The sequence below is a fragment of the Fibrobacter sp. genome, assembly GCA_012523595.1.
GTDB lineage: Bacteria > Fibrobacterota > Chitinivibrionia > Chitinivibrionales > Chitinispirillaceae > JAAYIG01.
Genome location: JAAYIG010000197.1, coordinates 61,910 through 80,852, shown reverse-complemented (window position 1 = coordinate 80,852; position 18,943 = coordinate 61,910). Strand labels below are relative to the sequence as shown.

21 protein-coding genes are annotated in these 18,943 nt (G+C 46.6%); 15 read left to right on the top strand and 6 right to left on the bottom strand.

The window, feature by feature from the left end; genetic code table 11:
- Positions 1-18 precede the first annotated feature (18 nt).
- From GX089_13390 to GX089_13375, 4 genes are all read right to left on the bottom strand, one after another.
- Positions 19-843 (bottom strand): hypothetical protein, encoded by an 825-nt coding sequence (locus tag GX089_13390; GenBank protein ID NLP03484.1) that lies wholly within the window; start codon positions 841-843, stop codon positions 19-21.
- Positions 844-880: 37 nt separating this feature from the next.
- Positions 881-1,690, bottom strand: coding sequence for a right-handed parallel beta-helix repeat-containing protein (locus GX089_13385; protein ID NLP03483.1), 810 nt, complete (start codon positions 1,688-1,690; stop codon positions 881-883).
- A gap of 108 nt (positions 1,691-1,798) precedes the next feature.
- Complete coding sequence (locus GX089_13380) at positions 1,799-2,818, bottom strand: radical SAM protein (protein ID NLP03482.1); 1,020 nt, start codon at positions 2,816-2,818, stop codon at positions 1,799-1,801.
- A 3-nt stretch (positions 2,819-2,821) separates the two neighbouring features.
- A complete protein-coding gene (locus tag GX089_13375; GenBank protein ID NLP03481.1) occupies positions 2,822-3,922 on the bottom strand; it encodes a glycosyltransferase in 1,101 nt (366 codons plus the stop codon).
- Between the two features lie 107 nt (positions 3,923-4,029).
- Here GX089_13375 and acpS point away from each other — a divergent pair, with 107 nt between their 5' ends.
- From acpS to GX089_13340, 7 genes are all read left to right on the top strand, one after another.
- Entirely contained in the window at positions 4,030-4,410 is a 381-nt protein-coding gene (gene acpS / locus GX089_13370; protein ID NLP03480.1) for a holo-ACP synthase, read from the top strand.
- Between the two features lie 51 nt (positions 4,411-4,461).
- Positions 4,462-5,370, top strand: a complete 909-nt coding sequence (locus tag GX089_13365; GenBank protein NLP03479.1) for a hypothetical protein — start codon at positions 4,462-4,464, stop codon at positions 5,368-5,370.
- A gap of 114 nt (positions 5,371-5,484) precedes the next feature.
- Positions 5,485-6,168, top strand: coding sequence for a Crp/Fnr family transcriptional regulator (locus GX089_13360; protein ID NLP03478.1), 684 nt, complete (start codon positions 5,485-5,487; stop codon positions 6,166-6,168).
- Complete coding sequence (locus GX089_13355) at positions 6,146-6,916, top strand: PASTA domain-containing protein (GenBank protein NLP03477.1); 771 nt, start codon at positions 6,146-6,148, stop codon at positions 6,914-6,916. Before GX089_13360 ends, GX089_13355 begins: the two co-directional genes overlap by 23 nt.
- A 107-nt stretch (positions 6,917-7,023) precedes the next feature.
- Positions 7,024-8,754: a tetratricopeptide repeat protein gene (locus tag GX089_13350; GenBank protein NLP03476.1), complete on the top strand. Its 1,731-nt coding sequence runs from the start codon at positions 7,024-7,026 to the stop codon at positions 8,752-8,754.
- Positions 8,755-8,756: 2 nt separating this feature from the next.
- A complete protein-coding gene (locus tag GX089_13345; GenBank protein ID NLP03475.1) occupies positions 8,757-9,431 on the top strand; it encodes a hypothetical protein in 675 nt (224 codons plus the stop codon).
- Between the two features lies 1 nt (position 9,432).
- Positions 9,433-10,449, top strand: a complete 1,017-nt coding sequence (locus GX089_13340) for a PorV/PorQ family protein (protein ID NLP03474.1) — start codon at positions 9,433-9,435, stop codon at positions 10,447-10,449.
- Here GX089_13340 and GX089_13335 read toward each other — a convergent pair.
- Positions 10,443-11,351, bottom strand: a complete 909-nt coding sequence (locus tag GX089_13335; GenBank protein NLP03473.1) for a HEAT repeat domain-containing protein — start codon at positions 11,349-11,351, stop codon at positions 10,443-10,445. The two genes, GX089_13340 and GX089_13335, sit on opposite strands and share 7 nt — an antisense overlap.
- Positions 11,348-13,345: an excinuclease ABC subunit UvrB gene (uvrB, locus tag GX089_13330; protein ID NLP03472.1), complete on the bottom strand. Its 1,998-nt coding sequence runs from the start codon at positions 13,343-13,345 to the stop codon at positions 11,348-11,350. The genes GX089_13335 and uvrB overlap by 4 nt, the downstream gene beginning before the upstream one ends.
- A gap of 211 nt (positions 13,346-13,556) precedes the next feature.
- Here uvrB and GX089_13325 point away from each other — a divergent pair, with 211 nt between their 5' ends.
- The 8 genes from GX089_13325 (at position 13,557) to fliE (ending at position 18,937) form a co-directional block, all read left to right on the top strand.
- Positions 13,557-14,738 carry a DUF1343 domain-containing protein gene (locus GX089_13325; protein ID NLP03471.1) on the top strand — a complete coding sequence of 394 codons (1,182 nt, stop codon included), beginning with the start codon at positions 13,557-13,559 and terminating at the stop codon, positions 14,736-14,738.
- Positions 14,735-15,682: an NTP transferase domain-containing protein gene (locus GX089_13320; protein ID NLP03470.1), complete on the top strand. Its 948-nt coding sequence runs from the start codon at positions 14,735-14,737 to the stop codon at positions 15,680-15,682. The genes GX089_13325 and GX089_13320 overlap by 4 nt, the downstream gene beginning before the upstream one ends.
- Positions 15,669-16,658, top strand: coding sequence for a phosphotransferase (locus GX089_13315; GenBank protein NLP03469.1), 990 nt, complete (start codon positions 15,669-15,671; stop codon positions 16,656-16,658). The genes GX089_13320 and GX089_13315 overlap by 14 nt, the downstream gene beginning before the upstream one ends.
- Before the next feature lie 61 nt (positions 16,659-16,719).
- The gene (locus tag GX089_13310; protein NLP03468.1) at positions 16,720-17,076 is read left to right on the top strand and encodes an STAS domain-containing protein; all 357 of its coding nucleotides are present in this window, start codon (positions 16,720-16,722) and stop codon (positions 17,074-17,076) included.
- 326 nt (positions 17,077-17,402) lie between these two features.
- The gene (gene flgB / locus GX089_13305; GenBank protein ID NLP03467.1) at positions 17,403-17,822 is read left to right on the top strand and encodes a flagellar basal body rod protein FlgB; all 420 of its coding nucleotides are present in this window, start codon (positions 17,403-17,405) and stop codon (positions 17,820-17,822) included.
- A gap of 20 nt (positions 17,823-17,842) precedes the next feature.
- Positions 17,843-18,349 carry a flagellar basal body rod protein FlgC gene (flgC, locus tag GX089_13300; GenBank protein NLP03466.1) on the top strand — a complete coding sequence of 169 codons (507 nt, stop codon included), beginning with the start codon at positions 17,843-17,845 and terminating at the stop codon, positions 18,347-18,349.
- 18 nt (positions 18,350-18,367) lie between these two features.
- A complete protein-coding gene (locus GX089_13295) occupies positions 18,368-18,601 on the top strand; it encodes a hypothetical protein (protein NLP03465.1) in 234 nt (77 codons plus the stop codon).
- A gap of 36 nt (positions 18,602-18,637) precedes the next feature.
- Complete coding sequence (gene fliE / locus GX089_13290) at positions 18,638-18,937, top strand: flagellar hook-basal body complex protein FliE (GenBank protein NLP03464.1); 300 nt, start codon at positions 18,638-18,640, stop codon at positions 18,935-18,937.
- Positions 18,938-18,943: the final 6 nt, after the last annotated feature.

The window sequence follows — 18,943 nt, the reverse complement described above, 5'->3', positions numbered from 1 at the left end:
GGTATCTTCCTTAAGGTATTAATATGTTAATCTGGCCCCAAGTTCTTCGTTATCTGTACCTTTGGCTTTACAACACTGAGCAGGATCTGACTTTAATGTCAAAGTTGCACGTGGTGATATGAAAGCCGGATCAAAGGAAAAGTTTCCGGAAGGTATTGGACGAGGGCTGGGTAAATTTCTATAGAAGTTATTATTTGAGACCTGGATTTTTTCAGCTTCGGAAAGAATTTTAAGACCGAATCTTTCGTTGTGAGCTACAACGTTGTTTTCCATGATTATTTCGGATGCTCCGCCGATGGCCACTCCATGGTTTCCGTTATAGGCGATGGAGTTGTGATTGATAGTTGCATTGGTGGAACGCACGTCCCAACCCTGTATTCCGGATCCCCGGTTGAAGGCGATGATATTATCTTCGATTTTCGGGAGGTGGCGGACTACAATGATTCCTGTCTGCCAGTTTTTCACGATCCGGCAGGAGATAATGGAGTTTCCGGCTCCGTTGGAGAAGATGCCTATTGTTCCATTGCGGATTTCAAAGCCGGAGATACTGGTGTTTTTTCCCATTGTGACAACGGTTCCTCTTCCGGCCCCATCAATAACGGCTGCGAACTGTGAGCGGGAGATGAGAGTAACTCCGGGGGCGATAAGGACATGTTCTCTGTAGACACCTTTATCAACCCACACCGTATCACCAACTCTTGTTCTCATCATTGCTTCAGAAATAGTCTGAATGCCCATTGAAGGCACCTGTATCGAAGCTGCAAAAGACAATACCGGAAATACCAGACCGGTTGCCATTGCCAGGCAAACCCTCAGAGCCTTATTAGACCGAAAAATAATCATACGTGCTCCCTTTTTATGTTTGAAACCGAGCTTTTACTCAGTATATAATTCTTGCTCCGATATCCTGATTGTCACTTCCTTTACCGATACAACGAGAATCTTTGCTCAGCATGAAATTGAGCCTTTTTGCGTCAGTGAACATAGGATCGAGAGAAAAATTGTCAGATGGCAACACATTGGTAAATTTGGCATTTTGAAAGAAGCTGTTATTGATCATGGTGATACGTGCGGTTTCATCAGAGGGTTTAACACCGAACTGATCGTTATAGGCAATTATTGAATTCTCAAGAATGATGCTGGAGTTTCCACCTATGGCCACTCCGTGATTGCTGTTGAAAGCTATTGTGTTGTGATTAATTGACGAAGAGGTAGAGCGTACGTCCCAGCCCTGGATTCCGGATCCTTTGTTATAGGCCAGGATGTTATCTTCGATTCGGGGGAGGTTACCAACGCACATTATTCCGGTCTGCTGGTTGTAGATTATTCTGCACTGGGAGATGTTTACATCCGCAGAAGTGGAGAAAATCCCGACTGTGCCGTTACGGATCTCAAAACCTGAGATTCTGGATCCATTTCCCATTGTGACCACAGTTCCTCTTCCGCTCCCATCGATAACAGCCTTGAAAATGGCTCTGGAGATGAGTGTGACACCGGGATTGACGTAAACATGTTCTCTGTAAATACCTTCTTCCACCCAGACGGTATCGCCTTTTTTCACCGATGTCATAGCTGCGGCAATAGTGGGTGCTTTGGACGGTACAGTGACGGAAGCAGCATGAGCCATCAATAAAAACGACAAAATAATCATTACTAATAAAGAGTAAGATTTTTGCTTGATGGGGTTCATATGTTTTATCTCCAGATTTGATTTTCAGGATAGTTTATTCGATTAAACAGCGACTCTAAAAGTGCCGCATTCTTAAATTAATACAGAATACATCTCTGCGCAACAGAATTACTTATGTATAAGCTCAATTTTCTTCCGGGCAACTGCTGCCCGCCATGGTAGTTTCCTGGGGAGGACATGTCCATAAATAAAATATTTTCTCCAGGCGTAAGATGCTTTTGCGCTCATGGATTGTAGAAAGAGTCGATTCCGCATCAAGGCAAAGGAGGGGTCAAAATAACAGTTAATGTGACAACCCTCACAGAAAGAGTATCTGCCCTGCTTTTCCAATGCTTCTTTACGGATGTTGTCATTTAACGAAGAGCTTAAATTTTCACCTGCAGGAAGGGAAAATGTCCGGTGGTGGAAACAGGGCAGTGCCAGGCTGTTATCAGGCAAAATCACCAGAGTAGATTCAACTGCTTTGCAGAGCGGGGCTCTGATATGGTTCCCGCCCTGCATTCTCAGCGAAAGATGAGCCTTGTTGAGGTAAACACCTTTCAGCCTGGAATACTCCAGTGCCCGAGTGTGTGTGGGCCTGTTAACAGGATCTCTTCCCCGGGTGTTGAAAACCGGATCCAGGATGAGCATAATCTTATGGCTTCTGGCAAGATTGTATACACCCTCAAATGCGCTGATATTTTCATTAGTATAAGTGAAAAGGATGTCCAGAGGGAACTTCATTTCCAGGGCGATTCTGATGCTTTCCATTACTGAATCAAAGCAGGGGACACCTCTGATCCGATCATGCAGTTCCGCAGTATCGGCATCGAGGCTGAAATGGAGGAGATCGATTAATCCGCGGAGTCTTTCAGCCAGAGAGGGAAAAAGGATACAGTTTGTGGTTACAGATGTTATGAATCCCAAAGATTTTGCTTTTTCAAGAAACAGGGGCAAGTCACTGTGGAGGAGCGGTTCACCACCTGTGAAATCGACGAATCTGCATCCTGATTTTCTTGCCAGTTCCAGGTTAAGCATCACATCTTTCAGAGAAGCATCAGTTTTTGGTGAACCCTGCCAGATGTCACAGAAGCTGCACCGGGAATTGCACCTGTTAGTCAGATAATAATGAAGAAGCAATGGTTTCATAGGTCAGATTCTTCTGTTTTTCCATTTTATTGAGGGATGCGCTGCAATAGAGATCAGTAGAACTACTGACTCCAGGAGAAGAAACGGGTAATAGAGCGGAAAGTAAACTGCATGAGTGGACGAGCCTGTTTTGCGGAAAGCAACTGCAATGAGAATCCATGTCAGCAGGAAGTTTACTGCTGCAATTGAAAACTGGACAGAATCTGAATCGGTAAAAAGCAGCAGAAAAAGAGATGCGTTCTGAAAAGAAAACAGGAGGCCGATCAGGGTTAGTATGGGGGAGAGGGAGAATCCTCCCAGAGCCCACCTTTTTGCCTGATTTAAAAAATCTGAGAAACGCTTTTCCGGAAAAGTGATGACTATGGGTGAAAAAGGTATACTTGCCTGAATCGCCTTCCCTTTACGGTAAAAAAGATGGAGAAGTGCCATATCCTCCACGATATTGTAGCCTATAGCTTTTTGTCCTCCGGCTTGCAGGTATGCGGATCTGGACACAAGCAGGTTATTTCCCATGCAGGAACCAGGAATTCCAGCCATTCGAAAGGCATAAGCCACAGCAAAGAGAAACTCAAGCTGAAAAGCCTGGAACATATCGAGCGTGCTGTGTTGTCCGATACAGATTGAGGTGTGTCCGAAGGTCAGTGCGTTCTGTGGCAGCGCTGACAAAACAAGAGATGTGAGCCATTCAGGTTTAAGTCTGACATCAGCGTCTGTAAGAGCTATCCACTCAAAGGAGGCTTTCTGAAAGCCAAGTTCCAGAGCCTGTTGTTTGCTGGTGAGTTTTACTGAGGGGTCAAAAGTGGAGTGCAGGACCCGGGGTGAAACCGGCAATTTCTGGTCGAATTTGCGGATCTCCTCAATTGAACCATCGGTTGAGCCGTCATCGATCAGGATAATCTCGATTGGCCCCTGGTAATCCTGAGCGGCGAGTGACTGGAGCAGACCTGGAAGGTTTACCTGTTCATTTCGGAAAGGGACTACGACTGAAACACCGGGGAATTCGGTGATTTGTTCAGGAATCCGGTTTTTTTTCAGGACTGAGATAATCAGGAAGATTGTGACTGCTGTGTAGCAGCAGAGGAGGATGAGAATTGTAAGGGACATTGATGTTTGTTTTTTTCCTGGTGTATAAAGTATAATGTAGCTTTTCAGGATAAAATCAAAGATACATGTAATAAAATATATGACATGACTGAAGCCGGAGCTAAACTATGATAAGGGGTGTTGGGATAGATGTAGTTGAGATAGGACGGATAGAGAGGATGATTGGCAAGTACGGAGACCAGTTTTTATGCAAGGTCTTTACCAAAGGAGAGATAGAGTACTGTAACAAGATGGCTTTTCCTTCGGTCCATTTTGCCGGCCGCTGGGCAGCCAAAGAGGCTTTTTACAAAGCATTACAGGCACAATTTCAGCAGTATTCTACCTGGAAGAGCATCGAGATATTGCCGGTAGAAGGAGAGAGGAGACCCCGGATAATAATTTGTGAACCTGCACTGAAAAAGATATTTAAAGATGAAGGAGTATGTTCGGTGCATGTCTCTATCAGCCATGAGCGTAGTATATGCACTGCTATTGTTATAATAGAATAATCTTGACGTTTTAGCTCTATTAGGGTATTTTGAAAAAGAGGTGATATGGTTATGAAATTTTTATTGATAAAATTCGTGAGCTGGGTTCTACTGGCTTGTTTTTCCCTGTCGGTAGCAATTGCCCAGGATGATCTTGAGGGTGGTTCATCGGATTTTGGCGGAGATCCTTTCGAAGGAGTTGTTGACGAAAGCATTGATCAGGGTCTTCAGTGGGATGTGCAGGAATCGGAGAGTGAACCTTTGCTGGAAGAGACTCCGGAAAGCTCAACGCAGGCATCGGAGCCGGTACCGCATACACCGGAAGCCGCAACCGCACCCGAGCCGACCAATTTTGAGTCAGCGGTAGAATATACACCTCTTGGTTCGGTGGAATCTGAGGGAACGCAAAGTAATGTGCAGAATGCCATAATCGAAGGAATTCAGTTATCATCTGAAGACACAGATGTTCCTGGTGAGAAGATAATTTCCGGTTATTTCATTTTCAGGGACAAACCATCGAGTTATTTCTACGAAGTCAAGCTCAGGGAAAAAAAGATAGTTTTTGAGTTCAATGATACCCGGACAGGTTCATCGCCGGTTCCTTCTGCTTCAGAGTTGCCCATAAAGGGTTTCAAAATTGTGCAGGATAAAGTTGATGTCAATAAGGAGGTAAAAGGCCTCAAGCCGGAGTGGCATGATCTAATCAGGGTTACATTCGACATGGAAGCCATTCCCCAGATACATGTCAATGATGAGTACAGCGTGATTTCTTTCAGTTTCAAATGGTCAACTGACCCTGCCAAGGTTGCTCAGTACATAGTAAAGGATAACACGCCCAAAATAATACTCTGGTCATCTGCAGGTGTGGGGGGGCTTGGCCTGGGAACTCTGGCCTACTTTTTATTAAGGAAAGAGCCGGGTCCCGAAAAGTTGGGTCCTCTTTCCAAAGAAGATCTTCCTTTGCACGAAAAGGGCAATTAGCTGTTCATTCCGGCAGTGGCAGGATTTGAGTGAAAAAGGCCTTTATTAAGCCGGACCCTCTCATTATTTTAATCACCATGGAGAAGATTTCAGTTCTTTTCAAGAGGAGTTTACATGAATCAGCAGGATATTAAAAAGCTGATTTTGAAGGTTCCTCTGTTTAAGAATCTTAACTCTGCTGAACATGATGCCATCAGTTCGGTGATGGTGGTCAGAGAGTATGAGACGGGTCAGATCATTCTTCACGAAGAGGATGAAGAAACGCAGACTTTTTTCATGCTGGTTGAGGGCAGTGTACATGTAACAGTTCTTTCTTCAGAAGGCAAGCAGACCATACTTGCCACATTGCGAAGAGGGGAATTTTTCGGAGAGATGGCGATTCTTGACGGAGAACCAAGGAGCGCATCAGTAGTGTCTGCCGAGAAGTGTGTGCTGTTAATGCTTTACCGTAAATCATTTCTGGAACTGCTTCAGAAGTATCCATCGATAACCATTCAGATGATGGTGGAGATGTCAAGGCGGCTGCGTCGTTCCAACCGCCACATAAATACTTTATCGATGATGAGTGTGTGCGGGCGTGTTGCTGATGTGCTCCTTCAGATGGCAAAGGACAGCGGCAGGAGAGAGGGAAAGATGATAATTATAGAGAATCGTCCCACTCACCAGGTCATAGCTGATATGGCAGGCACAAGCAGGGAAACTGTCTCCAGGATACTTTCCCAGCTACAGAGGAAACAATTATTGACTATAGATAGAAAGAAGCTGGTGATTCTCAATGAAGAAAAACTATACTATTAGTATTTCCTCCTCCAGGCTGTGGAAAATCTACCTTCCCGGGCTCCTGTTTGTCAGCATGCTGGGTGTGCTGTTTGGGTTTTTTCTGGTGGACCGGGTTATCATGCCGAATATAGTCGGAGTTGACAGAGACATTGTCGAGGTACCTTCCGTAACCGGACTGGGACTCGAGGAGGCAAGGGAGAAATTCTTCCGGGTCGGGCTCCTTACCGAGATCCGCAGCCGTGAGTATGACAGCAATATCCCATTGGAGTCTGTAATCAGTCAGTTTCCGGAATCCGGGTCGAAGGTAAAGAAGGGACGCAGGATTTCGGTAACTGTGAGTAAAGGGAAAGAGATAGCGATTATTCCTGATGTGCGAAATCTCTCCGAGAGGCAGGCCAGGATAGAGTTGAAGAAGCATGGCTTTACTCTGGGGAAGGTTAAAAAAGTCTACTCAGATGACAAGCCTGTAGATGTAGTTGTAAATGCATTTCCTGAGAGCGGGACCACTATTTCCCGGGAAATGGAAGTGGATCTGATTGTTTCCAAGGGAGCCAGACCAACACATGCCGAGGTTCCTAATCTTGTTGGTGAGAGTCTTTCGACAGCGAAGAAGAAGATGGAAGAGTGTGGGTTAACAATAGGTAAACTGAGCTATAAGAACAACTCCTCTCTTCTTCCGGGTACGATTATCTCACAGTCGGAATCACCCGGTTCCAGTATTCCACTGGAGTCTTCAGTAGACCTGGTTGTATCGGTAATCCGCTGAGCAGAGGAGAGAAATATTCCTTGTCTGCGGACGTACTATAATAAAATTCCTTGTAGCTGGAAAGAGGTCCTGTGTTTTTTTTTAATCCTCTGAAGTCCGCATGTTTTTTGATTTCTATCATGCTTCTATCCGGGTGTGCAGTACATAGATTCCCCGTTGTCCGCCCGGTGCAGGAATTCCCCAGAGAAATTAATACCAAGGTCAAGGCGCAGGAATATTTTATCCGGGCCCGTGACTATGAGCGCAGGGGTCTGGATCAATCAGCCGAGCGTTATTATGAAATGGCCTATGAACTGGATCCTACCTCACGGATTCTCCAGGAGCAGGTTGTCCGCAAGTACATAGAGGGAGGGAAATATTCCCAGGCACTGGTTCTTTTAAAGAAAGGCCGGAAGAATGCTGAACTGGATAGAAACAGTAAGCGGATGGTTTCCACAGTTTACCTTAAGATGGGTGAGTTTGCCAAAGCTGCAGAGGTGCTGGAGAGCATCGAGGAGAGAAGCCCCGAGGAGATGTATTCCCTTGGTTTGATTTATGAATCACTGGGAATGGTGGATAAAGCTTTGCAGAACTATCTGGAGTTTTATGCGAAGGAGTCCGGATCGGTGCAGATGGGTGCCAAGATCGGCAATCTCCTTATCAGTGAGAAGCGCTTTGAGGAGGCTGAAAGCCTGTATATCAGCATAAAGGCTCGGGAGGGAGAGACGCCAGAGATCCTGACAATGTTAGGCAATGTGCATGTGGTACGTGGTGATACCGGAAGCGGTCTGAAGTACTATAAATCAGCATTGGAAATTGACAGTTTGTACGGGGAAGCGTTGCGCAACATGGCTCAGGTTTTCCTGAGCGGAGGCAATTATCCCGGAGCAATAATCTGCTATGAAAGACTCTTCAATAACAGTCAGTTCGGTGAGGTTTACGGGAGGACACTGGGGTTTCTCTATTATCTGGATAAAAAATATGATAAGGCAGAGAAACTGCTGACGGAACTGCTTCAGGAGGCTATTGACGATTACGAACTTCACTACTATCTGGGACTGGTATTTGCAGCATCTGAGGAGAGCGATTCGACACAATCACAAAAGTTCGATATGGCTTTGATGGAGTTTGAGAAAGTGTTGACAATAAAGAGCACTTTTGAGGAAGCCTGGAGAGATCTCTGTTACCTTTTTATAAGGAAGAAAAACTACGACAGGGCTCTTTCTGTAGCCGAGCGATACGTAGCTGCATTACCCCAATCCGCTTCTTCCTGGAGGGTAAAAGGTATTGTGCTGAATTTGCAGAAGGAGTATGGTTCAGCCATTGAGGCATTTAAGTACTCTATAGCCCGCGACAGCAGTAATGCTTATGCCTGGTTTGAACTTGGGAGTGCTCTGGAGCGCACCAAACAGTATGAATCTGCTGCAGATGCTTTCCGGAGAGTTTTAAAGCTGCGTCCGGAGGATCCTGCTGCTTCAAATTATCTTGGGTATATGTGGGCCGATCTGGGAATAAATCTTGACAGTGCAAAACTCCTGATTGAATCAGCACTGAAGCATGAACCAGAGAATGGCGCATTTCTTGATTCTTATGCCTGGGTGTATTTCAGGAATGGTGAAATCGACAGCGCTTATTATTATCTGCAGAAAGCCATGAAGGTAATAAATGATGATCCTGTGCTGTTCAGTCATCTTGGTGATGTTCTGGTCAAGAAGGAAAATCTTACCGAGGCTGTTGAGGCGTACCGGGAGAGTGAGAGGCTTTACCGGAAGAGTTCAGATCCGGATTCCAGCGAGTTGGAGGAAGTTCGCAGGAAGATCTCTGATTTACTGATACTGATTCAGCGGAATGGTGACTGAGAATGAGATTTCTGCCGGCAGCCGCAGTGGTTCCGGTTCTGTTTTTATTCTTCTGTACCAGACCACCTCGAACACTTTCCGATATTTCACCTGACTTCTGGGGAGGTATTTTCAGTTCCGGTGATCTGTCCTCGATCAAAGGCGGAGGTGAGGTGTTTGTATCGCTTGAGGGGGAGAGATATCCGGGTTCTGCAGATGTTAAATGGGAAAGGTCCGGCAATTTCCGGGCGCAGTTTTACTCGCCATTGGGAGGAGTAATCGCTTCTGTGGAAGCTGATTCAGTGGACGGTTCGGTTTTTCTTGAAGACAGGGAGTACCGCTTCGGGCTCGATGAGAGGATGGACTCAGTTCCATTTTCCTGGGGCAGGGATCTGACATTCCGCCAGTTTATAAGAATTCTTACCGGGCGGATGCCGCTCAGTCCTGAAGGCGGCTCTCCGGATACCATTATTATAAGTAAAAAATACGCTGAAGCTGTGTGGAAAAGGGGAGAACTGGAGATAAGTGCAAAGGTAAACAGAAGAAACGAGCTTTTGGACGAAGTACAGTACAGGTGTGAGAAGGAGTGGTCGATAAGGATGAGCAGGTTTTACATGAAACTTGCCAGATCTATAGAGCTTCGTGAGGACGACAGGAATTATTTTTGGATAAAGTACCAGAACTTAAGACCGGAATAGCATGAAGAAAAAAGAATCTCTGATTGGCACATTGGCAGTTATCTCAGTACTTCTGGTTTCAGTGCAGGCTCAGCACAGTCGTGCCGGCACTTCTATTTTTCCTTACCTCAGGATTGACTTTGACGCGCGTTCTGCTGCCATGGCCGGGGCATCTGTTGCGGTTCCCGGGGGAATCAATGGATATTTTTACAATCCTGCTATAACTGCATCCATTAAAAATAACCAGTGGTTTCTGGGTTACCGGACCATAATGGATGGAGTCTGGGGAGGACCGGTGGCGTTCTCCCGTGTCATGGATAGATACGGTGTATTTACTCTCAGTCTGACCGGAGTTACAAGCGGTGACATAGAAGTGATCGGTGAAGAGAATGGAAATCCGGTATATACAGACGAAATTGCCCGTGATAATTTTCTTACCGGCGGGCTGACCTGGGCCAAGGCTTTAAACTCAAATTTCTCAGTGGGAGCAACAGTAAAGGGAATCTATGATGTTCTGAAGGTTCCCGGAAGAGTATACAGTGCATCGGGAGCGGGTCTCGATGCGGGTGTATTCTACAGAATTCTGCAAGACAGATTTACAGCGGCTGTTGTCATACGCAATGCAGGGTTCTTAGCCAGCAGCTATGATGAAAACAGCTACAGTCTTCCCTTGACTTTTGAAGCAGGGATTTCCTATGTTCCGCGTTATATCTCATCGATGCGACTGGCCCTGGATATCAACAAGGAGAGGGGAGATTACCTGAATTATGAACCAGGCCTGGAGCTGAATCTTTATAAAAAGAAGCTATTCCTTATGCTCGGTTTTGCCTTCAGCGAGATGGATCTTGAGCTGGCATTCAAGTCACTAGCCGGTAATGAGGATGATGATTATATCAAGAGTAACTGGAACACACTGTGCCTGGGCATGGGGATAAACACGGATATTGAAAAAGTCAACATCAGGATAGATTTGGCGCTCCAATTCAAGACATCACCGCTGCCTCCGTCGATGCTGGTCTCCGCAGTGATTGATTACTGAGAATTTTCTGCCTGGTATTGGAAAAGTCCGGTTGGAATTTCCAGATATTTCATATAACCTCTGGCCCTTGGGGTATCCAGGGTAGTGAGTGCTTTCAAGGCATTTGATCTTACCATCTCATTTTCTGAAAGCAGACAGAATCCTGCCGCATCTTCCAGACATCTCTTTTTCAGTTTTATCTGTGAAATCACCCACAGTGCGGAGGCTTTCATAAAAACGCTGCTGTCATTGATCATCTCAAGAAGATCATCTTCAATGTCTACAAAGCCCAGAGAGAAGAGTGCCTTGATCACATTCCCTCTGATGCGGTTGTTTGGGTCTTTACGAAATCTCAGCAGTATCGGGACAAGTCTTTTGTTTCCGGTACTTTCCAGTGCTTCTATGGTGTTGGCCCTCACTCTTTTGTCTGTATCGTTGAGGAGCCACAGGATGACATCGTGATCGTTCTGGCCGATGACTTTGCCGAGCAGGTTGACGGCTGTAGCCCGGACTTTGACATTTTTATCCTGGACCAGTCTGGCGAGGACTTCTCTTACTCTGGGGTTTCTATGAAGCAGGCCCAGAATCTGTACCGCTCTCAGGCGACGATCCTCGGTTTCGCAGAAGAGATCTTTACTGAGTTCATCAATAACCATAGGGTCGAGTGACTGCAGCAGAATCCCCAGTTTCTGTCGGACACCAAGCTCCAGTTCGTTGAAGTGGCTGATCAGGTTTTCTCTTATGATCTGGGTTGTGGTTTCCACTGCCGCTTTTTTAACTGCGGGGTTGGGATGCTTAAACAGCGTCATGATGGATTGCAGATCAGAGAGTTTACCGTATGCAGCAAACAGACGCAGACTGTGGGAAACCAGGTTTGGATTCAGTGATGAAAGATTTTTACGAGCCAGTTCGAGATTCATCATTTGCTCCGGAGTTTTGAAATTATATCCCGCAGCCGGGCTGCTTTTTCGAAATCGAGTTTGCGTGCCGCTTCCATCATCTCTTTTTCCAGAGCATTAATGTCAACTTTGTCCTGACCGCTCTTTTTTTCTTTTTTCCTGCGTCCGCCATAGGAGCTTTTCTTTTCGGCTGCATAGAGCAGTTCCGGTTCCTCTTCACCGGGGTAATATGTCAACTGTTCATCTATGCGCTTCTGAATACTTTTGGGTTCAATGCCATGAGTGCGGTTATACTCCAACTGTTTATTACGCCTGCGTCTGCTTTCATCGACCGCTTTTTTTATGGAATCGGTTATGGTATCAGCGTACAAAATAATTTTCCCGTTTATATTGCGTGCAGCTCTTCCTGCAATCTGCACCAGAGACCTTGTTGAGCGCAGAAATCCCTCCTTGTCGGCATCAAGAATGGCTACCAGAGCAACTTCGGGTAAGTCAAGTCCTTCACGCAGGAGGTTAATTCCTATGAGAATATCAAAAACTCCTCTTCTCAGGTCCCGCAGAATATCTGTGCGCTCCAGTGTATCTATGTCGGAGTGCAGGTAACGGACCTGGAAGTCCAGGCTTTCCAGGTATTCGGTAAGGTCTTCAGCCATTTTTTTGGTAAGGGTAGTAATTAGTACTCTCTCTCCGTGCTCCACTGTGGCTCTGAGCTGCTCTATCAGGTCATCGACCTGGTTAATGGCCGGTCTGATCTCAATGGGGGGATCCACAAGGTGAGTTGGCCTTATGACCTGCTCAACTATGATTCCTTCGCTTTTCGCCAGTTCGTAATCCCCCGGAGTTGCAGAAACGTAAACCACATAATCCATCAGGTTTTCAAATTCCGGAAACTGCAGCGGGCGGTTGTCGAGTGCGCACGGGAGCCTGAATCCATGTTCGACCAGGGTACTTTTTCGTGCCAGATCCCCGTTGTACATGCCCTGGATCTGGGGTATGGAAACATGGGATTCATCGATTATGGTGAAAAATGGTTTTTTAAAGAAGTCGATAAGAGTGTAAGGCCTGCTCCCTGCTTCTCTTCCATCAAGAATGCGGGAGTAGTTTTCAATGCCGTTTACATATCCCACTTCTTTCAGCATTTCCATATCGTAAAGAGTTCGCTGCTCGAGCCTCTGTGCCTCCAGGAGTTTATTTCCGGCTCTGAATTGTTCAAGCTGTGCAGACAGTTCATCTCCAATCTGCTCCACTGCTTCGTCCATGGTGACACCCATTGTCATGTAATGCTTTGCAGGGAAAATGGTGATCTCATCCAGTTCACCAATGTTTTTTCCGCTCACCGGGTTGATTCTTTTAATGGCTTCTATCTGGTCACCGTAGGTTTCCAGGCGCAGAGCGGTTTCCTCGTATGCAGGCTGCACTTCGATGATATCACCTTTTACCCTGAAGGTGCTTCTCTGGAGAGAGATATCGTTTCTGAGATACTGCATTTCGGTCAGGCGCAGCAGCAGCTTTCTTCTGTCGATTATTTCTCCTTTCCTGATAATAATGCTGGAAGCCTGATAGGCTTCCGGAGAACCGATTCCGTAAATACAGGAAACGCTTGCTACTATTATGACATCATTTCTGGAAAGAAGGGAACTTGTAGCTTTTAATCTAAGCCGGTCGATATCATCGTTTATAAGGGAAGATTTCTGAATAAAAGTATCTGTGGAGGGTATGTAGGCTTCCGGCTGGTAGTAGTCGTAGAAGCTTACAAAGTATTCCACGGCATTCTGGGGGAAGAACTCCCGGAACTCCTGAAAGAGCTGAGCGGCCAGTGTTTTGTTGTGAGAGATGACCAGAGTGGGCATCTGTACCTGCTGAATGACATTGGCCATGGTAAAGGTTTTACCGGAGCCTGTCACCCCCAGAAGCACCTGATTTTTAACGCTTCGCCCGATTCCATCAACGAGCTGCTCAATTGCCTCGGGTTGGTCGCCCGCAGGAGAGTAGTTTGATTTAAGGTTAAATTTCATGATCTCTATTATATCATTACGGAGAAGATATTTAATAATTAATGTTTTAGTGTTGTGTTGCAGTAAATGGAGCAAGAGAGGGACCAAGGGATGAAAATAATATTTTTTTTCTTGGTGGCGGCATTAATGCCGCCACCACTCAGATTAAGCCCGGTTAACCGGGCTTCACTTCATAGCGGGAGTTATTTTTAGGTTTTATCCGGAGTTAAAAAAAATGGTGAAATTCGGGCTGGATGTTTTTACAAAAGAGATTCCGTCATCTTTGAAGGGCAAAAGAATAGGGCTGGTTTGCCATGCAGCATCGGTGATGTCGGACTACACTCATGCTATCGATGCTCTGCTCAGGCATCCGGACTGCAGACTGGGGGCAGTATTCGGGCCTCAGCACGGTCTTTTCGGGCAGACCCAGGACAATATGATCGAGTGGGAGGGTGGGGAGGACCCTTTACTGGGGATATCTGTTTACAGCCTTTACGGAAGGGTGCGCAAACCTACTCCACGCATGCTGGATGGAATTGATGCACTGGTGTTTGATATCCAGGATGTCGGGGCACGTCCTTACACCTATGTATGGACCTTGAAACTTTGCATGGAAGCCTGTCAGGAGAAGGGAATCTCGCTTTGGGTGCTGGATCGTCCAAATCCAATAGGATGCATTGGGGTTGACGGCCCGATGCTTCTTCCGGAGTATTTTACCTTTGTAGGAGGCGCCCGCATTCCTCTGTGTCACCGTCTCACCATGGGGGAGATGGCACTTCTTCTGCAGAAAGAGTATTTCCCTTCTCTGGAGCTGAATGTAGTGTGGATGGAGAACTGGTGGAGGAATTCCTTCTGGCCGGAAACAAGTCTTCCCTGGGTGCTTCCTTCGCCAAACATGCCAACTCCGGACACGGCGGCGGTATATCCGGGAATGGTTTTGTTAGAGGCAACAAACATGTCCGAGGGGCGCGGTACCACTCGTCCTTTTGAAATTGTCGGCGCACCCTACTTCCGGATGAGGGAGATAAAAGAGATCCTTCAAAGGGAGAGGCTTGAGGGGTGTTTTTTCCGGGAGCACGCATTTATTCCTACTTTCCAGAAATGGAAAGGGGAGTACTGCGGGGGAGTGCAGGTGCATGTTACAGATTTAAGGAAGTGTAACCCGGTGCTTGTAACAGTAGCCCTGTTATTAGCGGTAAAGAGGATCGCAGGTGCTGATTTTCAGTTCAAAGAGCCGCCATACGAGTACGAGACAGAAAAGATGCCCTTTGACATACTCTCCGGGAGCAGTGAACTTCGTGAGGCGATAGAAAAAGACGTTTCTTTGTCGGAAATCAAGGAAAGCTGGTCAGAGGGGCACAGGGAATTCAGGGAAGTTTTCTCCGGTGTTTCCAGGTATCCTGAGGAGAGACCATGAGGGGGTTTGTGCTGGCAGCGGGTTTCGGTACCAGGCTGCGTCCTCTTACAGATCATATCCCCAAGGCGCTTGTTCCGGTGTGCGGTAAACCTCTTCTGGCCCGATCACTTGCCTTTCTTCGCGGACATGGAGTGACAGAGATTGCTGTAAACTCTCATTACCTGGCAGATAAAATCGAGAGTTTTCGCAGAGAGCAGAAAGAGTGTTTTTCCCTCTTCCACGAGGAGGGAAATATACGGGGAACTGGGGGGGCACTTTATTTTGCCGGAGAATTTCTTTCCGGCGATGAAGCTTTTGCAGTGATAAATGCGGATATAGTTTGCGATATAGATCTCAGGCGTATAGTGTCTCAATTTCTTATTTCAGGTGCTTCCTGCGCTCTTATTGCATTTCCGGCAGAAAACGGCAGGGGAACCGTCATTTACAATTGTGAAAGTGGTGCTTATCTGGGGACTCCGGGCGAACAGGAGAGGAATGCCTTTACCTGTGATGCAGATTTTATCGGAGTAGCGCTATACAGAAAAGAGTTCCTTAAGATTCTGATGCCTGATGACTTCTCGATTGTCCCGGTCTGGAAGAGGGCGGTGAAAATGGGAATGGATGTGCTGGTTATGATTCAGGAGAGCGGGTGGTGGAGAGACACAGGCACGCCCGATTCTCTTGCGGAAATACACTTCGCAGTACTTGACAAAAAAATAGAAATGGAAATCGGGGATGAACTCCGGATAGATTATGAGAAAAAGAACTGTTATCCGGCTTCTCTTTACCAGTATTTTTCCGGAAATCCGAATTATTATGCCTGGGTGGAGTCTTTGAATACAGGGGCAAACTGCAGAATCAGCAGGAGTGTGGTGTTAAAGGATACTCTGGTTGACAACAATTCAGTTGTTTGTGATTCAATTCTTACACCGTGGGGAACTGTAGGTTTAAATGGAAAAAATTGATCTTACACCTTCTCAGGTTGACTTTCTCAAAAGTTTCCTGAAAGGGTTTTCTTTAAAGGACTGGGGTGTGGAGCTTGCAGGCAGGGCGGCCTCCCAGCGATACTTTGTGCGGGTGAAAAGAAATGATCGCTCCCTTATTCTTGTGGTCTGGGACAGCCGCGATGAAGACTGGGAGAGGTTTTTGACTATGGAGAGAGAGCTTTCATCTCAGGTGGATTTTCTGCCCCGGGTCTATAAAAGCGATGATATTCATGGTCTGATTCTTGAGGAGGACCTGGGGAGCATGACCCTGAAGAGGTATAGTGCGGAGAACTCATCCGATCCTCAGAAGGTAATGGCTGCTTACCGGGATGCTCTTCGTTCGCTTCACCGCTGGCAGGAGATGGATATTTCATCAAGCCGGGTATTGCAGTCCAGGAAAATGGACAGGGACACGTTTCTCTGGGAGAGCAGTTATTTTTCCCGTTTCTGTGTAACTGAATACTGTGCCTGTGAGAGGTTTTTGGACCAGAGATGGGAGAGGGAGAGGCAGGAGATGGCTTCTTTTGCCTCGGAGCTTCCCTGCTGTTGTATCCATCGTGATTTCCAGTCGGAAAACGTGATGATTCATGATGGCAGAATCAGGTTTGTTGATTATCAGGGGGCAAGACTTGGTCCACCGGAATACGATACTGCATCGCTGCTTTTTGATCCCTATGTCAAGAATCTCGATGATATGACAGAGGAGCTTTTCTCATTTTATCAGGAATTACTGGGAAAGAAAGACAACAATCATGCATTTTACATCTGCACAGCACAGCGTCTGATGCAGGCCCTTGGCGCCTATGGGAATCTTTCACTTCACAAGGGAAAGGAGTGGTACCGGGAGTACATTCCGGTAGCGCTGTACCGTCTTATAGCGGTTCTGAAACTTCTTCCAGAGTATCCCCGTATGAGGGATGTAGCTGAGGGGTGTTTTGCAGCCTTGCATGATTGATGGTTTGAGTGTATAATTGATAATCGGTTAATGCAGGCGGCAGATAAACAAGTGAGGCTGGATGCGTATAGAGGTTTATCCCTGCGGAATATACCGCATTCTTAAAATCAGTGGCAAACTGATAATCTCTCAGTTGGAAGAACTCAAGCAGCTTATAACGGGTTACCTTTCCCAGGGAGAGAGGTTTGTGGCTGTTCATTTCAGTGATGCTTCCTATCTTTACAGCGGTGCCATTGCTGTACTTGTCAGTTGTTACAAGCTGGTGAGGGATGCCAATGGTGATCTCTGTCTTCTGGAGCCCAAGTCCGAGATGGTTGATCTTCTCTGTCAAATGGGAATCGATGCCTTGATTCCGATTTACGACTCAGAGGACAGTCTTCCTCAGGATCATCGCCTGGTGGAAGAGATCTGCATTTAGTACACATCTCAGGGTATCGGAATCCTTCTTTCCTTAACAGTTTACCTGTTTCTTCAGGCGTACGTTTCGCGCTGGGGGTAGGAATTTTTTTCTCCCTGAGTGGGAAAAAATTTCCTCGTTATATCGGCAGGATTTGCCGCTTACTTTAGAGGAAAAATAGCGCGGAGAGTCAATTTACGGAATGGGAGATTGTAACTGAGGAAAATTCAGTGACTTAGAGAGAGGAAACGGGCTGGAGGTGAAACAACTCGGTTTTGCAGATATTGGCACTTGCCTTGCTTTGAATCTTATGCGAAAACAATTTCTCACTGGAAAAGGAACTGAAAATGCTGGGTGAGATGTTATCCCGGACCAATCTTCCTCTTACGCAAAAAATGATGGATACTGCGATGCTGCGGGGGAGAGTGATCGCAAACAATATTGCCAATGTAAATACTCCCGGGTACCGTCGGGTTGAGGTTGCTTTTGAAGAGGAACTCAGAAGTGCTTTAGACCGTACAAAGCTCAAGGGTACGCGCACCGATGAGAAGCATCTGGCGATGGGGAGAAAGGATTTAAGTGGAGTAAATGCCGAGGCATATCATCCATACGATCCTACTCTTCCAAGCGGGGTGAACAATGTGGATATCGACATGGAGATGGCCAAGCTTGCAGAGACTCAGATTACGTACAATTACGCGGTTCGTTTTGGGCAGGGGGTTTTCAAGAAGCTTAACGCCGCGATCCAGGGGAAGTCACTTCAATAACAATTGACCAGAGGTGAAATATGCCGTTATCGGGGATTTTTTCGGGTTTTCAGATCAGTGCATCGGGAATGAGAGCGCAGAGGATAAGGCAGAATGCAATTTCCTCGAATCTGGCCAATATGGAGACTACCAGGACAGACAAGGGAGGGCCCTACCGCCGTCAGTTCGTAGTATTTACGGCTGACAGTGACAGCAGGGATGTACGTTTGCTTAACAAACAGCCGGGGCTTAGCGGAATGGTAAGTAACGATAAGCATCTGCCTGTACCGGCGGAGAATTTCCCTCGTGATGAGCGGTTTTTCGGTAATGGGGTAAATGTGGCTGAGATCAGGGAAGATTCGCGTCCGCCCAGGATGGTATACGATCCATCTCATCCTGATGCGGATGAAAGCGGGTATGTGGCTATGCCTAACATAAATGTAGTTGAGGAGATGACAGATATGATAGCTGCAACCAGGGCTTATGAGGCCAATGTTACAGCTTTTAACGCCCTGAAGGGTATGTACAATCAGGCGTTGCAGTTGTAGAGCGGGAGGCGGTAGAAGGTGAATACTCAAGCGGTTGGAAACAGGGATGCGTGGGCTCAGTTTATGAAATTGACGCAGGAAGCACGTCTGCGCAACAGTGGATTTGTGGTGCGGGGGGAGCGTGTTTCCGCTCCTGAACGGGAAAAGACCATACCTGCAGCGGCAGTTCCCTCAAGGGGGGTGTCATTTTCCACTGCTGAGCCGAGGGAAAAGGGAAGAATTCTTGGCGGATTGTTTGACGCCTATGCATAATAGATGTAGACTATACCTGTATAACAGGAGACATAAATGAACCAGATCAATTCCATTGGCCCGATTCAGTCGGGTGGTTCCATTGAAAAGGCTCCGGGTGCAAAGCAGAAAAGCGGTGCGTCTTTTAAGGAGACGTTTCAGAATTTTCTCAGTGATGTCAATGCGATGCAGAAGAAGGCGGACCAGTCGATACAGAAGATGGCTGCTGGAGAGATTACAGATGTTCATCAGGTGATGAGCAGTGTTGAGGAAGCGAATGTGGCTTTTAACATGATGATGGAGATCAGGAACAAGGTCATGGACGCTTACCAGGAAATAATGAGGATCAGATTGTAAGGAGAG